Origin of the sequence: Methylobacterium sp. 190mf, assembly GCF_900107945.1 — a bacterium.
Classification (GTDB): Bacteria; Pseudomonadota; Alphaproteobacteria; order Rhizobiales; family Beijerinckiaceae; genus Methylobacterium.
On the sequence record NZ_FNVI01000017.1, the window covers coordinates 1 to 14,471 of the forward strand.

The window sequence follows — 14,471 nt, forward strand, 5'->3', positions numbered from 1 at the left end:
CCTGTTTCGAAGATCACGCGTTTGGCAGACGGCGCATGCTTGCGCAGCAAGGCGCCAATACTGGCGGGATCGGACGCGCACTTGCCGCGCCAGATGCGCTTGCCATTCCGCCGAATGGAAACCGCGGTCTCTTTCATCGACACGTCGAGGCCGATATACTCGTCCATGGCTGTTCTCCGTCAGATGCTTGGGCCCGGCGTTCGGTCGTGAGCCCGTACTTCCATCAAATCGGGGAACAGCCACCAGCTTCCATAGCGTGACTGCATCAGGGTGACTCGCTCCCGCGATTACCCCATGTGGATGGCTCCCGCTCCGACTGACGGCATCTCGATGCCAAGATGTGGTTGCTGTCGAAACAGCAGCCACGCAGATGCAGGAGCCGTTCTCATGGAGATCACCACCGTCGGGATCGATCTGGCCAAGATGTGATTAGGCATGGAATAAGGGCTCTGACGCACTTTCGCTGATCATTATGAGGTGAAGCCGATCAGGCGAGCTTGCAGCAGGTCGATCTTGCCGCGGCCGTACATCTGGCGCTTCACCAGCTTGAGTTTGGTGATCTGCCCCTCTGTCTGACCGTTTGACCATGGCAACGTGATCGCTGTCCGAACCGCAGCTCGGTCCTGACCGACACCGCGGGCGAACGAGGCGACGAGGCCTGTGCCAGCACGCGTGAGCCACCCTTCGAGCCTGTCCGGCGCCATCGCTCGGACCATCGTCTGGAAAGCGCCCACCACCTCGCGCGCCTCGACCAGCGCCGGCACGCCGTCCCCGACGGCGGCCACTGTCAGCGTTTCCGCCTTGGTCAAGCGGTCGCGACCTGTCGTCAGCCATCGCGCCAGGGTTCGTGCCGACGGCACACGTTGCAGCCGTTCGATCTTGGCCTGCTCGGCGCGTCGACGCCGCGTCGCCCATTCCCCGACCACGCGCAGCGATCCTCTGAAGCCTTGCCCCTTCGCCCTGCGCCAAAGTTCGGTCGCGTTGCGGCTGCCAGCATCCCACTGGGCATCGAGCCAGGGCAGATAGGCATCGAGCGAGCTCTGGCGGACCCGGAAGACGTCGGTGCGCTCTCCACGCAGGACCGCACGCACCACCTTGCGGCTGCGGCCCAGACATTGGCAGATCCGGCGGATCGGAGTGCCTGCCTCGGCGAGCGCGCGGATGGCCGCGTCCACCTCCTCCCGCCGCAGGTAACCCTCGTACTGGATGCGCTCGGCTGCAGTGAGCAGCGCCGGATCGATCGTGGCCGCGCCGACGACGTCACGAACCTGTCGCATCGACCTGCGCACGGCTTCGAGGAAGCCACGGCTGGCGTTCTCCATGAGGTGCCACCGGTCGGCGACCTGGATGGCCTCAGGCAGAGCACGGGCGATGGCCTCGCCATATCCGCCCCCGCGGTCGCGGGCGACGATCCGGATCGAGCCGTTCATCTTCAGCCAAGTCTGTGCGGTGGCCTGCTCGCGGTCCGGCAGGAGCGCTACGATGCGTCGGCGTTCGAGATCGCAGACGAGGGTGCCGTAGCGGCGGTTGCGGCACCAGGCGAAGTCGTCGATGCCGATGACGCTGAGCGGATCGAAGTGTGTAGTCGCCCGACGGCGGATCACGCGCAGGAGCGTGTCGCGGCTGACGGGCAGCATCAGGCGCTGAGCGAGGCCCGCACCGGGCCGACCACCGAGCGCGAGCCCGAGGTGATGGACGATCTGCTCCAGTCGCGAGGTGCGTCGCGCGAAGGTAGGCAGGACGTCATCGGAGAAGCGCTCGGCGAAGATCTTCCGCCCACAGGCAGCCGCGTCACACCAGAAGCGTCTCACCATGACTTGGAGTTCGACGCGCCGACCACCGAGCGGCAGGTCGGCGGCACGGCGCTGGTAGCGGCTTTGGATGCGACGTGAAGAGGTCCGGCAGTCTGGGCAAGTCGCCGTCGCAGATCCGGACCTCGCGACCAGACCGATCCGATCAAGGCCGACATCGAGGTGATCGAAGGCGAATCCGGCAGGTACGAGGCTCGTCGGCCTGAAACGTTGGCGCATGCTGCGGCTCCATCATGGATATCCGCAACCTCAACGCCGCCGGCATCAGCGAGAGTGAGTCAGAGCCCCGATTGCACGCCGATCCGGGGTCCCGTTCCAACGCTTTTTGACACTTTGGATGACGATAGGCGTCAGATCCACTCCGATCTCTAGCGCTCTCCGGATGATCTTGTCCGCAGTTGGCCTTTCGGCCGAATGCTTGACCGCTCCGCCCACGCGATCCAGGGAATCCGCTCGCGCTTCCGAAACCGATGAAAGACAGAGTACGACCGAGATTGTGGCGATGAGGCGCTTCATGACCGAATCTTCGCTGTAAACGGGTAGTCCTTCCTATACGGGACGAACGCTTACCGTTGCTTGGTGGAACAAGCTTCGATGTAAGGATTTCGATAACCGGCCGGTAAGTCGGTGCCGCCGTTCGGCGTCGGCGGTGGCGTCGGAGCCCCTACCGGACCCGGACCGGAAGCCGGGTTCCGGTTCGAAGATCGGCTTCCGGAAGCGGAGGAGGGGCTGCACGGAGGCGTCGACGACCCTCGGTATGCCGCCCTCGAACAGCGCCTGTGCGAAGCCGAGCGCGCCGACCCGGAAGAGCTTTCGCGCAGTCGCATCGTCGATCGGGCAACCGTTCCGTGCCGGCCCGCGACGAGCCGGGCTCGACCGTGGGAGCGATCCAGACCCGCGAGCCGCCCGACAGGCATCCCACGCCGGAGACCGGATGTCTCCTCGTACGCGTCGACGGAAACAGGCCGATCCGCGGACCGGCCTGGACGAGCTTTCGAACGGTCGCCGGGCGGACGGCGCCGCATGTCGGCGGCGACAGGCGGACCGGGCCGGCGGTTGACGTCACGACGGAGTCGGGGCCGGCGCATCGCCGTCGCCGGTACGGCTTCTCTGCCGCTCGTGCAGAAACTCCGGGCCGTAACGACCCCGCTTCGCTCGGGTATACACCTTGAGATCGGGGCGATGCATCTTCGCCACGAGGGGCGACCCGCGTTCGCGCAACGACGCGACCACACGATGCCAGACTCCGAGCCTGATCATCCTGTTCACGGCGAGGTGCATGGCGTGCAGATCGCCGAATACGAACGGGAGATGCCAGCGGTTTCCCGTCGTGCACGCCCAGTGGAGACCTGCGTCCACGACGGTCCGGGCATCCAGCGCGATGCCGCGCGGATCCCGCAGGATGTTCGGTCCGATCATCGGCGCCACCGCGTTCCAGTCCTTGTCGCCGATCCTCAGCTCTCCGCTCGCTGCGAGCGCGTCGGCTTCTGCGATCTTGTCCCTCGTCATGAAACCCGTCGAGGTCCAACGCTCAAAACGGAGTACGATCGGATCGCTCCGCGCGTGCTCCGCGGACGACGGTTCGTCCAAGATGGCCGCCAAGTTGCCGGATATCGTCAGCGTATAGGCCGTTCCGTTCTCGACCGGGTTCATCTCGATCGGACCGAGCAGCGCGCGGAGGCGTCCCACGAGCTTGGCACCCTCGTCGTCCGCCGGGCAGAACGGCGAACCCGCGATCAGCCTCTCGAGCCCCTCCTGCAGGGCCGGGATCGCGCCGTCGTCGACCGGCGCCGCGTCGTGCCGGCCGAGCCGGCCGAGAGCCTTGCGGAGCACGCTCCGTTCCGCTTCCAGCTTCGAGCGTATGCCATCGAGCGTCTCAGGACTGAGATTGCGCACGTGCCGATGATTGAAGCTGTCCTCAAGATCGCATCTGATCACATCGAGACGGGCGTTGATTCGCGAGCGTTCCCGTCGATCGTTTTCAATGATCTCGTTTCTGCGGGCGATATATGTGCTGCGGAACGCGGCGATCTGCTCGTCGCCTACGATACGGTCGCGGACCGCTTCCAGAACTGCTCTCGTCGCCGAGACGACGTTAACGGTATTCCGGTTCGTGCAGACGCCTTCGCGATGATGACGCGGGCACAACATCCTCTTGTCCGCGCCGCTACTAAGAACGCACATCCTTCTCCCGCAGGTTCCGCACAAAATCTGGCCGCGCAACAGGAAATCCCGTCCCTTGCGTTCGTTCCGGCCGGGGCTTTCCCCAAGACTCTCGATCTTCTGCTGGACCCGCGTCCAAAGCTCGACGGGCACGATCTGCCACTCCGGCTTGCGCCGGACAATCCAACCTTCCGGAGGGACCGGCTCCCTCTTGGGGAACCGTTTACCGGCCACGTAGCGGCTTACGGTCTGGCCATAGACGAGCGCTCCCGGATACGTCAGGCTGCGCAGTATGCAGAAGCGACTGCTCCGTTTGAAAATGGCTGCGGCAGTCCACGCCTTCTCGCGGGGGGAGGGCACGTTCGCCGCGTTCAGTAGCTGTACGATCTGCCTGATCGAGACGCCCGCGTCGTAGAGCTGGAAGATCCGGACGACGACCTTCGCCTTTTCCCCGTCGATGATGAGCTCGCCCGGTGCGTCGCCCTTCTTGTACCCGTAGCACAGGCTGCCCGGACAGCGTCCCTCCCGCGCAGCCGCGATCCGGCCGTACATGGTGCGCTCGGCGATCTGACGCACCGCGTCTTCGGCCATGATGCCGTAGATCGCGATCTCCATCATGCCGAGCCTCCCGCGGTTGACCGAGTGGAATTCCGCGCCCCGCTGCTCGATCTGCTTCCACAGCCAAGCCATATCGGCGAACAGTCGGGAGATCCGGTCGGGCTCCTCGACGTAGACCCGATCGACATCGTTTGCTTCGAGATAGTCGAGCATCTCGAACAAGCCGCTTCGTCCATCGATGAACCGGCCACTCCGCTCCGGATCGATGAACGACGCGACGAGCTCGAAGCCGTCGCGGTTTATAATCTCCGCGACTTTTTCGTTCTGCCGATCCAGGCTGGCCTCGGTCTGACCCGTGGTGGAATATCGTCCGTAGAAGACCGCCGCGTTCCGCTTCCCCGCCGTTGTCTTGACCTGCTTCTTTCTTATTCGAAAGTATTCCGATGGCTGAACAACGGGAATATTCGCTTGGTCGAACAGCTGCATGATATCCATGTCTGTCTCCATCTTCGGACCGCATTCGATCAAGGTCCGAGAAATCATGGGTGCACGGATATGCGCCAAGGAAAAGGGAATTCAATAGGAGGAAATCTACGTATATGCGACCAAGACTAAAACCGTGAAGGATTTATTGTATTAAATTCGGTAGAGCATCGACCGTGTAGTGCAGGAATACGCGGTCGCCGATCGTCTTCGCGTGACCCGACCGTGGATGGGTCCGTCGGTGATCGTTCGTGCGAAGGACCGACGACCGGCTGCCGGGATCGGCCGAGCTACGGCGCCGTCAGCCGCGTCTTCGGGATGCGGCGTCCTGTTCGTCCTGCATCCGGGCCCAGCGGCTCGGTCTACGGGGTGGCGTCCCGGCGTTGCGGACGTCGACGGACGCGCACCACTCCGCCAGCGCCTCGACGAAATCGGCGGCCCGGGCAGAGCCTTTGCGGGTAGCTTCGATGGAAACAGGCATTCGGGTCATCGTCGGATCTCCGATCGGACACGAGTTGGATGTTCTTCCTCGTCCGTCCGTCGCCCGTGGCGATGGTCGGCGTCGTCGACGACCGCGGCCGCGGTCCGTCATCCGTCACGGCGACGGAAGTCGCGCTATCTCGGCGGTTGCTTCCGATCGGAGCCGGCCGCTCGGGCGCGCCGGATCCTCGGAAGGCCCACACGCGGCGAGCGCTCGCGGCCGGCGGGCCGCGTCGAGCCGCATCTACGTCCGTCGATCGTCGGCTCGAACTTCCTGCACCGAGGTCTGCGCCCGAAAGCAGTCCGGACGGCGTGGCCGTATGTGGCCGTCGTCGCCGACCGGGCCTCCGCCCTCCGATCGTGCGCGTATCCGTCTTGCCGTTGACGAGGAACGACGGCGGACGGCGTGGACGTCGCCTCCGGCGGCCTCGCCCTTCGGCTTGCCGATCGCAGCCATCTTCGGCGCACGTCGCCGCGACCGTCCACATCCGGTGATTTCGAGGGGGGCGCCAAGTCCGCCGACCGCAAGTCGGGACCCAGGCGTACACTTCGACGAGGTCGAAGAAGCTACCGCGCGTCTCTCCCAGTCTCGAGCCTCACGACGGAAGCTTCGATCGGAAGAGTCGCCGTATCGATCGCAACCTTTGAAGGTTGTCACGTCACCATTCAAATATCCGACGATCTCGTACGCAAGTCAAGGATACCCCGACCAATCAGGTGCCGCTCCGATCGCGCCGGCTCGGAAAGGACCATGTAGCTGTCGGGTCCCGTCCCGCCGCTCAGGAAGGCGTCCGAAGAAGAGCTCGTTTGCTTTTCCGCGCGGTCAATAGGGCATGAGAAGGCGCCGGCGCTCCACCGCCTTCTCGAGAACCGCTTCGCGCGCTTCCAATTCCTGGTATATCTGGAGCATCGGGTCCGCCGGGTTCCGCGTCGCCACCATGTCGACCAGCTTCCGTTCCGCGACGCCCCGTTCGTCCTTGGACCGGCGGATGGCCCGCTCGTGTTGAAGATACACGTCGTATAGTTCCGCGATCGCACGACCGTCGCTTCGCCGCGACCAATCGGTCGCGGCCTTTTCGAAGTGGGACCTGACGCCTACGATGTTTTGTCTGCAAACTGCTTCGTGAAGGATCGCCGAAATCCGCGCAAGAGATAGAGCCGCGAGTCCTCCGCTCGGGAAAATGCCGCCGCTGCATCCCAGCGCCGTCCGGTAGTATTCCACCGTATCCCTCATGCGTTCGTAGATGTACTTAAGTTCCTTGACGGAAATCGGATTTTTTTCGAGTGGCAGCGAGGGGTGCTTGACATAGCTACGGTCCGAATGAGCGTAGTACTTGTTTCTCAGTTTTCTAACTTTTTTGATCGTTGGATCGTCTCGGAAAAATTTCCGGTCCTCATGTGATCTCTTCGGATCTACCGGAATCTCCCATTCGATCTGATGATGATTGTTCTCGATGAAGCCGAGAACGGCGTCCAGGTTGTGTTCGTTCTTTGCGGTCGTCAGGATCTTGGCCATCTTTATGATGGTCAGGTATTCGAACGACTCTCGGATGAGGCCGAGTACCGGCCACTGGGAGACATCGAAGGATTCGTCGCTCGTCGTATCGCGGGAAGAATAGTTGATAACTGAGATCGCAAAATCGAGATCGACCATTATGTAGTGATAGAGATTGGAGAGTTCCTGCGAAAGCGAGTTTGGGTCCATAGGCCTGTTCCAGTGCGGTTCCGGTGCTCCGGAGCTCCGGTCATACTGGCAGACCGGCGTTTATCACCTCTGAAGGAGCAGGTCCGGACCGCCGGCCTTGAACTGCGCTGTTCCGGGTGAGGGTCGTCGGCTTCCCCGCGCGAAGTCCTTCCGGCCATCCGGATTCCGGTGTGGAATGCTTGAGGTGCTCCACGCCCTTCTCCCGACGGTCTCGCCTCGCCTGAGTCCGCGCGGGCGGTCGGGCCAAGGCAAAAAAATGCCCGGCCGTAAGGCCGGGCCAGTCTGGGTCCCGTTGCACGGGGACATCAGGATCGGGACTTTGGGAACCCGATCCCGATTCGGGAAACTAGAACTCGCGCTGGACGCGAAAGCGGAACTGCGAGACCGAGTCCTGCGAGGCGGTGCGGACCGCGAACGTGCCGTTGTTGATGCCGGCGATGTTCGAGTAGGCGGTCGGGCTCTTGTCGTTGTCGATCGCCCGGCCGTTCTTCAGGCCGATCTGCGTGTAGAACGCCTCCATGCCGATATTGAGGTCCTTGATTGGCGACCAGATGATGCTGGCACCCGCCACGAACTGGTAGGTGTCGCGCAGCGCCTGGCTGAGTTGGTAGAACCGGGTGCCCGGAACGCCGACGGCGTTCGTGCCGAAGCCGGGGTCGCCGGTGAGCCCGCTCACGAGGCCGTAGATCGCGCCCTGAGCCGCACGCGCGCTCTGCGAGAAGTTCTGCTCGCAGTAGGAGCCGAAGAAGGCCGAGCGCCACTCCGGCGTCCAGTAGTGCAGGTACGACGCCGTCGCGGTGAAGCTCTGCGAGGTCTGCAGCTGACCGGAGAACGGGTTGATCGTCGCGTCCGAGAAATACTGGTTGAACTTCTGTCCCTGGATTGTCGTGATGCTCTGCGTGTAGCAGCCGGTGTACATGCAGTAGCCGGTGTACACCTGAGCGCCGTCGCCGTAGGCGCCCTGCAGGTAGAGGGCGTCGCCCGGGGCGACGAACGGGGTGTTGATCTTCAGTCCGCCCTGAACCGCTCAACCCTGGACGTTTCTGGTGTGAGCCGGAACGACGGTCGGGCCCGTGCCGGTGCTGGCGGCGGTGGACAGGTTGCCGACGTTCAGCTCGTGGGTGGCGGCCGAGATCTGGGCCGAACCCCAGGCCTGGTCGAGGCGCACGACGCCGACGAAGTCGGGCATGCGCGACTTCTCGATGCTGTCCGCCAGTCCATAGCGGCCCGGTCCGACGAAGACGGGCGTCGGCTGGACGGTCACGCCGAAGTTCGAGGCGCTGCCGGTGGAGACGGTCGGCGAGACGGCGAACGGCGAGAAGATCGGGGTACGGCGGAAGGCCGGATCTTCGATCGAGATCGTGGCCGACAGGCCGTTGCCGATCGTGGCCGTGTAGGCGAGCAGGTTGGTCGAGAACACGTCCGAGCCCGCGGCGGCAGCGGCGATCTCGAAGTCGTGGGCATAGAAGTCGAAGAACGAGGAGGCGCGACCGGCGGTCAGGCCGGCGAACTGGATGAACGCTTTGTCGACGTTCACGTACTGCGAGTCGCGGTCGAACTGGTCGGTGCCGATACCGGCATAGGCCTGGCCGATGCGCTGCTGGGTACCGGACTGGCCGACCCCGGAGTAGCCGGTGCGGGACCCGGCATCAAGGCGGACGTCCGGTCCAGGATAATCGCGTCGTCGTGGATGGCCGTGATGGAACGCAGGCGGAGGACCGAGCGCTCGTGGTCGGCCACTAAGTTCGCGGCGCCGTAGGTCCCGCCGCCGGCCTCGGCCCGAGCTTTGTCCAAAATGATCTCGGCCTCGGGGAGCCGCTGCCGAGCCCGCTCCCGCCGCACCGGATCGCCCTTCGCGACCGCGCAGTCGGCACGCCCGGCCGCGCACGCGCCGTGGTGAGGACGAGCCGCTGACACCGACCAGGACGGTTGGTGCAGGCCACCGTTGCCGGGCCTCGACGACGAGTCGGCGACCGACATCGAGCCACGGCGTGCGCACGCATTCGGGCTCCAAGCGGACGCGATCGGAAAGGGAGAGCCGAGAAGAACGGTATAGCTCGGACCGGGCCGCCGCAAGAAACCTCGGCACCTTCAACCTGGCGGTCGTCCGCCGCCTGTAGATCGACGAGGCATCCCGTGGAAGGTGGGCAAGGCGTCTATCGCTGATCGACGGGCTGCCCGCCACTCCTTCGTTTTGCAGGGCCGCTCAGAGCTCCATTCCTTCAAATTAAGTAATGAACCGTAAAAATTCGGAAATCAAAGCAATGAGCCTCGAAGGAATGAAGGCGCTTGCCCAGATATCAGCTACAGGACTTGTCGTTCACGTGCTACTTTCTTGAAAGAAACTTGCGAACAACAAACGGTGTAGAAGTCCTCGGCTATTCGGATTTAAGTGATGAAACCCTTTTCGGAGGCTCGACGTAGGCGACGCCTCCCGCACCGGGGCAAGCCGTTGCCCCGACGAACTCGCGGAACGACCGTCGCCGCCCCCGGCGTGATGGGAGGCAGGCCTCCCGTCACCCCGGCGGCCGGCGGGCGGACCCCGCACGCCGCCGGAGACCGAGCCTTCCGGCTCGACCACGCGTGTGCCTCATGCGACGCTTTCCAGATTTTCGCGATCCGCCTCCAGGTCGACCACCCCTGCCTCCGGGACCCGCAGGACCGGGAGGCATGCGCGCGGCCGCGGGAAGGGTGACGTGGCCGGAGCCGTCGAGCGGCACGCAGAGGACGGCCGCACCCTCCCGGTCCGCATGGACGGTTCGGGAGGGCGGAGATCCGGACCCGGCCATGCGGAAACGACGAGTGCGTCCGCGCAGACCCAGCCCGGCTCGGCATCCAAGCCGGGATGTGCCGAAAGCCCAAGCGGAAATTCAAAAAGCGCTGCCCGGGACGAGGTCGAGAGTGGGAGATGTCGATCGCAAAGCGGATCGGTTCGTCTGCGGTTCAGTATCGACCGGAGGATTCAGCTTCCGCAGAGATTATCGAGCGACCATTCCGGTGACGGAACGAGCACTCCGAGTCGATCCAGCCGCTTCGGACGATCATCGAGCGCAGCCCGGACTTGTCTCGAACTGGAACAAGACGATCGCGGTCGATCCAAGGGGACGACAAGCGGCGGCTAAACCGCATTTGTCTTGTTGAACACGCCCTGTGCCTGTTGACGTGACGCCGGACTTGAAAGGATAGCGTAATGCATCCGGCGACTACGAGCGCCGGATGCGGGACGAGTCGAACCGGCCTCGTCGCAGGTTCGAGTCCCTACCGCCCTACCAACCCAGCTTCGAAGGAGCATGGATCATGACGAACCACCACGCGGCTTCCGATCGGTTCCGAGCCCGAGCCACCGTTTCGAAGGTTGGCCTCGACACGGCCGAACATTCCGGACGGTTTCCGGTAGGAATTTCAAGTACTCGGCAACTCATGGAGCTGAACAATGGACTCGCATATCACGTCGTTTCCCGAGGAAGCGCGCGATAGAATCGTCGAAGATACGTTCGTAACTTCGTCCCTTGCCGCGTCGACCGAGCGCCGCATCCTTGATGGAGCGGAGCCTCGAGGCGTCGCAGATACCGACGGCTACTCCGTCGTGTTCAAGGCCGGAGGCGCGATAGCTCGCGACCGGCTCGACGAGATCGGCGCTCTTGCCCGATCCCATTCCGAAAGCGCCGGGTTCCACCTGTTGGGCGTGTTCGCCGAGCTGGGCGACGAACGACCGGGCGTGTGCCGCGAACTTCTCGAGTTCGTCGAGGACTGGTCGATCGACGCGGTCTTCCTGGACCTGACCTCACCGACGCCGAACGCGTACATCGAGCTGGCTTGGCTCGTCCGGCAGCTGGCAGGGCTCGACGTCGAGATTCACTCGCTGATGCATAGGCGTCTCGGCCGGGCCGACCTCGACGCCCTGATCCATCTGGGCCTGACCGCCGCCGCAGAGATGGGCGCCGACGCGAGGGCGGCCCGGCCGCAGCCGCGATTCAACCGACGGCGCTACCGAACCGATCGGACCCGATCGCTTCCGCGATCCCGTGCGCCGATCGCGGACTACGATCGGTTCGTCCGGTGGGTGAACGCCGTCGGACCGCGGGCAGCGGCTACGGAGGTCGGCGAGGATCCGACACCGGCGTAGGTCCTGCCCGGATCCGGCATAAGGATGCCGGGTTCGTCGCCGGACATCCTGCGAGCGCTCGGGTCCGCCGCCGGCCAAGATCGGCGGCGGACCCACGGACGGGTTTCGGAGGCGGCGGCAGACGATCGGGATATCCCCGGCGGCATCGGACCGGACCCGAGCCCCGCCCGCGGCCTGCAGCTCCAAAGCGTGCGGGCCGCGGCACCGACTCGTGCCCGGAGCGGGTTCGACGTCTCCCGGACGCGCGACGGCATCCCGGAGCCAGTCGCCTTGCGCCGGTCCCCCTGCGCGGGTCCATGGCCCGTGCGTGGACGGGCGGCGCTTCGCCGACCTTGTTCGACGCTGCGCCGGCGAAATCGTCGAGGCTCGGTCGAGGGTGGATCGGCCTGTCGAAGATACCGATGCGCGCGATGTTCGGACGAGCCGACTTGGTCCTTCTCCACAAACTCCTCCCGGCTATGGGTCGCGACCGGGCGCACCGAGATGGAAAATCAGATTTTATGGTAATTTTCCGTTTGATTTAGCTGGCGGGTCGGCTTTCTCGATCCCGCCGGTGGTCCGATACCCAAGACCCTCAGAAGCGCACGTCATCGAAGATTGGTCGAAATGCTCGTCGAAGCTCATCGGCGGTCGGGCCTAACTCAAAGCGAACTCGCCTCGTGGCTCGGCCGATATCAATCCGTCGTCGCCGCCATCGAAGGTGGAGGAAGGCGGGTCGATTTCGTGGAGTTTCTGGACAACGCGGATGCTCTCGACATTGATGCCGCGACCTTGATCGCGATCGTCCGATCGGTCCGGACCTCATCCTGACGGATCAACCCTCGGACCCACGGGAAGGAAACAGTCGGCGAAGCGCATCCCGACGGTCCGGCGCCGGGAACCCGCCCGCTTGGCTTCGAGCGGAGGAGCGGATCTCCCGCGGGCGGAGCGCCTCCCCATGGACGGCGGCCGACGGTTCGGCGCCGTTCGCGGAAGGAGCGCCTGCGAGCATCTCGACGACTTCATGTCCCTCGAGGGTGCCGCGTGCCAGCAGTGCCTCCTTCAGCTGGTCGAACGCCGCGCGCCTGGATCTCAGGATGTAGGCCGCCTTGGCTGCGGCCGCGCGAAGTTCCTCCTCGATCGGAATCGAGTGCGTGGTGCCGGGATCGTGCGGGACCACCTGGAGCCGCTCTCCCAGCCCCCAGCGGAAGTGCATGCTCCACGCGACGGCGGTCGCCCTCTCGAGGTCCGAGGCGCATCCGGTCGACGAAGAACCGAGGACGAGTTCCTCCGCGGCCCGTCTGCCGAGCGGGACGGTCAGCAGGGCTCTGGCGCCGTCGATCGTCAACACTGTGGGGCAAAGAGGAGGGTCGGGAACGCCTGCTTGGCGCCCGGATCCGCCGTGTCGAGATGACGGATGGCCGAGCGGGCTACGTTGGCTGCGGAAGCGGTCCCGGCGGCCGGTCGGGGGCTCGGGAGGGGTCCGGCTCGATATCTCCTTTTCGGAGCTGGATTCCTTCCTTCACGGCGGAGGAGAAGTGGCCGCGATTCGGCCTGGGTCGATGTCCGGGCAGCATGAAGCCTCTTCCCTCCCGGCCGTTTCGAAACTCCACGGTGAAGCTGCCATTCCGGAATACGATTCGCTTGATGAAGCTTCTCAGATCCTGATTGACCCTGCTGCGCACCTGAGGGCTCTGATCCTTGGGGGAAGCGGAGATTCGCCGGTACAACGACAGAAGCCTGTCTGGAAATGACGCCTCGAGCATCTCGTTGGATCTCGCAAGGCTGTGCCTTAGATCCTGCAGCTCCGCGCTCAACGATTGCGATTCTTCTCTGAGTTCACGCAGACGGTCGTCGAGAGCCGGATCCGCGCTGACCTCCATGTGCTTCACCAGCCGTCGAATGCGTTCGGACCTATCGTTCAGCTGAAGCTCCTTCCCGGAGATAAGTCCACGCACCGTGCATGTCTCGGCCTCGGCACTTCGTAGGATCTGGTCGGCATGATCTCCGATGCAGAAGAAGACCATCAGCTCGGCGCGAGCATACACATATCGGAATCTGTGTTCGCAGTCGCCGACGAGAGATCTTTGACACACGAGAGCCGGACCGCGTGAACGTGTGCCTTTGTCTTGCATCGTCATGCCTCTGCCGCAGCAGCCGCAGACGCAGAGATTTTGCAGGAGGTTCCTGGAGGAGCCCTTCCGTCCGCCTCCGCCCTGCCTGAGGTCGGCCGCGGCTCGGGCCTGGTCGAAAATTTCGCGACTGACGGCGGCGGGATAGTAGTCCAATATGGGTTCCTGGCTCGTCCTTCGTCGATTTCCGGGCCACTTTCCCGGGAAATAGGTTCCGCAGGCTTCGCCGCCCGAGAGGATCTTCTGAACGTAGCTCTCGTTCCAGACCGGATGGGGCCGCTTGACGGATGGCTCGATCCACGGCTCGACCCTCCGGGCGATCAGCTCCTTCACGATCCGCCGGCGGCCCCACCCGCCGATCGCGCAGGCGAACATCCACCGCACCTCCCGGGCCCGATCCTCGATCAATTCATAGCCGCCGGGCTCAAGCCTCATCCATTCAGGGCACCTCCTTCCGTGCGGCTGTCCATTTTCGCGCGCGAGCCGATGCTTTTCCCGCCATGCTTCTGCAACTCGAGTCGATTTGAGCTCGCTTTCGGAATTCGCACGTCCGAAATGCATGATCGACATGATCATGGTGAGCATCCGCTGCATCGCGGTCCCGTCTTGCGTATATCGATAGCCGTCGAGAAACGTAACGATGGCAATGTCGTTCGAGACTATGCTCGTGAACATCTTCACGGCTTCAAACGGGTTCTCTCGGCTCAGGCGGTCGAGATTTTCCATCACGAGCGTCGATCCGGCCACGATCCGACCGGAGGCGATCGCTTCGAGGATCTGCCCCATCGCGCCGCGCCTGATGTGATCGGCCGTGAAGGCGCTGTGTCCGGCATCCTCCAGAGTCAGATCGGCTTCCACGCCGTTGCGGGCGCACCACTCCTCCGTTCCTTCGCGCTGTCGCGTGAATCCATGGCCTTCCGCCTGCTCCTCTCGGGAGACTCGGTGATATCGGATCACCAGTGCGCGGTCGGATGGGGTATCGAGGAAAGGATTGCGCATACGAGAGAGTACTGCTCCATGCCGTCGCTCGAAAC

General features: G+C 64.1%; 7 protein-coding genes and 2 pseudogenes. 2 read left to right on the forward strand and 7 right to left on the reverse strand.

Features of this window, described 5'->3' with window-relative positions; genetic code table 11:
• The 5 genes and pseudogenes from C4T42_RS19770 to C4T42_RS19790 all read right to left on the reverse strand — a co-directional run.
• Positions 1 to 167: pseudogene (locus tag C4T42_RS19770) on the reverse strand (IS110 family transposase); the annotation flags it as partial.
• A 303-nt stretch (positions 168 to 470) separates the two neighbouring features.
• Positions 471 to 2,030 carry an ISL3 family transposase gene (locus C4T42_RS19775; RefSeq protein WP_103985715.1) on the reverse strand — a complete coding sequence of 520 codons (1,560 nt, stop codon included), beginning with the start codon at positions 2,028 to 2,030 and terminating at the stop codon, positions 471 to 473.
• A gap of 843 nt (positions 2,031 to 2,873) precedes the next feature.
• Positions 2,874 to 5,027, reverse strand: a complete 2,154-nt coding sequence (locus C4T42_RS19780; protein WP_181049193.1) for a recombinase family protein — start codon at positions 5,025 to 5,027, stop codon at positions 2,874 to 2,876.
• Between the two features lie 1,291 nt (positions 5,028 to 6,318).
• On the reverse strand, positions 6,319 to 7,200 hold the full coding sequence (locus C4T42_RS19785; protein ID WP_020094666.1) for a hypothetical protein: 882 nt from the start codon (positions 7,198 to 7,200) through the stop codon (positions 6,319 to 6,321).
• 346 nt (positions 7,201 to 7,546) lie between these two features.
• Positions 7,547 to 8,860: pseudogene (locus tag C4T42_RS19790) on the reverse strand (porin); the annotation flags it as partial.
• Positions 8,861 to 10,633: 1,773 nt separating this feature from the next.
• Between C4T42_RS19790 and C4T42_RS31540 the strand changes: the two are divergent.
• Both C4T42_RS31540 and C4T42_RS19800 read left to right on the forward strand, forming a co-directional pair.
• Positions 10,634 to 11,326 (forward strand): hypothetical protein, encoded by a 693-nt coding sequence (locus C4T42_RS31540; protein ID WP_146074016.1) that lies wholly within the window; start codon positions 10,634 to 10,636, stop codon positions 11,324 to 11,326.
• Between the two features lie 606 nt (positions 11,327 to 11,932).
• Positions 11,933 to 12,136: a transcriptional regulator gene (locus C4T42_RS19800; protein WP_210274615.1), complete on the forward strand. Its 204-nt coding sequence runs from the start codon at positions 11,933 to 11,935 to the stop codon at positions 12,134 to 12,136.
• Positions 12,137 to 12,140: 4 nt separating this feature from the next.
• On the opposite strand, the gene C4T42_RS19805 is transcribed toward C4T42_RS19800, so the two are convergent.
• Positions 12,141 to 12,653, reverse strand: coding sequence for a hypothetical protein (locus tag C4T42_RS19805; RefSeq protein ID WP_158684217.1), 513 nt, complete (start codon positions 12,651 to 12,653; stop codon positions 12,141 to 12,143).
• 82 nt (positions 12,654 to 12,735) lie between these two features.
• On the reverse strand, positions 12,736 to 14,436 hold the full coding sequence (locus C4T42_RS19810; RefSeq protein WP_103985718.1) for a recombinase family protein: 1,701 nt from the start codon (positions 14,434 to 14,436) through the stop codon (positions 12,736 to 12,738).
• Positions 14,437 to 14,471: the final 35 nt, after the last annotated feature.

Excerpts from the sequence above, each read along its gene's own strand:
- C4T42_RS31540 (WP_146074016.1), top strand. The coding sequence starts at position 10,634 with ATGGACTCGCATATCACGTCGTTTCCCGAGGAAGCGCGCGATAGAATC.
- C4T42_RS19775 (WP_103985715.1), bottom strand. The coding sequence starts at position 2,030 with ATGCGCCAACGTTTCAGGCCGACGAGCCTCGTACCTGCCGGATTCGCC.
- C4T42_RS19810 (WP_103985718.1), bottom strand. The coding sequence starts at position 14,436 with ATGCGCAATCCTTTCCTCGATACCCCATCCGACCGCGCACTGGTGATC.
- C4T42_RS19800 (WP_210274615.1), top strand. The coding sequence starts at position 11,933 with ATGCTCGTCGAAGCTCATCGGCGGTCGGGCCTAACTCAAAGCGAACTC.
- C4T42_RS19780 (WP_181049193.1), bottom strand. The coding sequence starts at position 5,027 with ATGGATATCATGCAGCTGTTCGACCAAGCGAATATTCCCGTTGTTCAG.
- C4T42_RS19785 (WP_020094666.1), bottom strand. The coding sequence starts at position 7,200 with ATGGACCCAAACTCGCTTTCGCAGGAACTCTCCAATCTCTATCACTAC.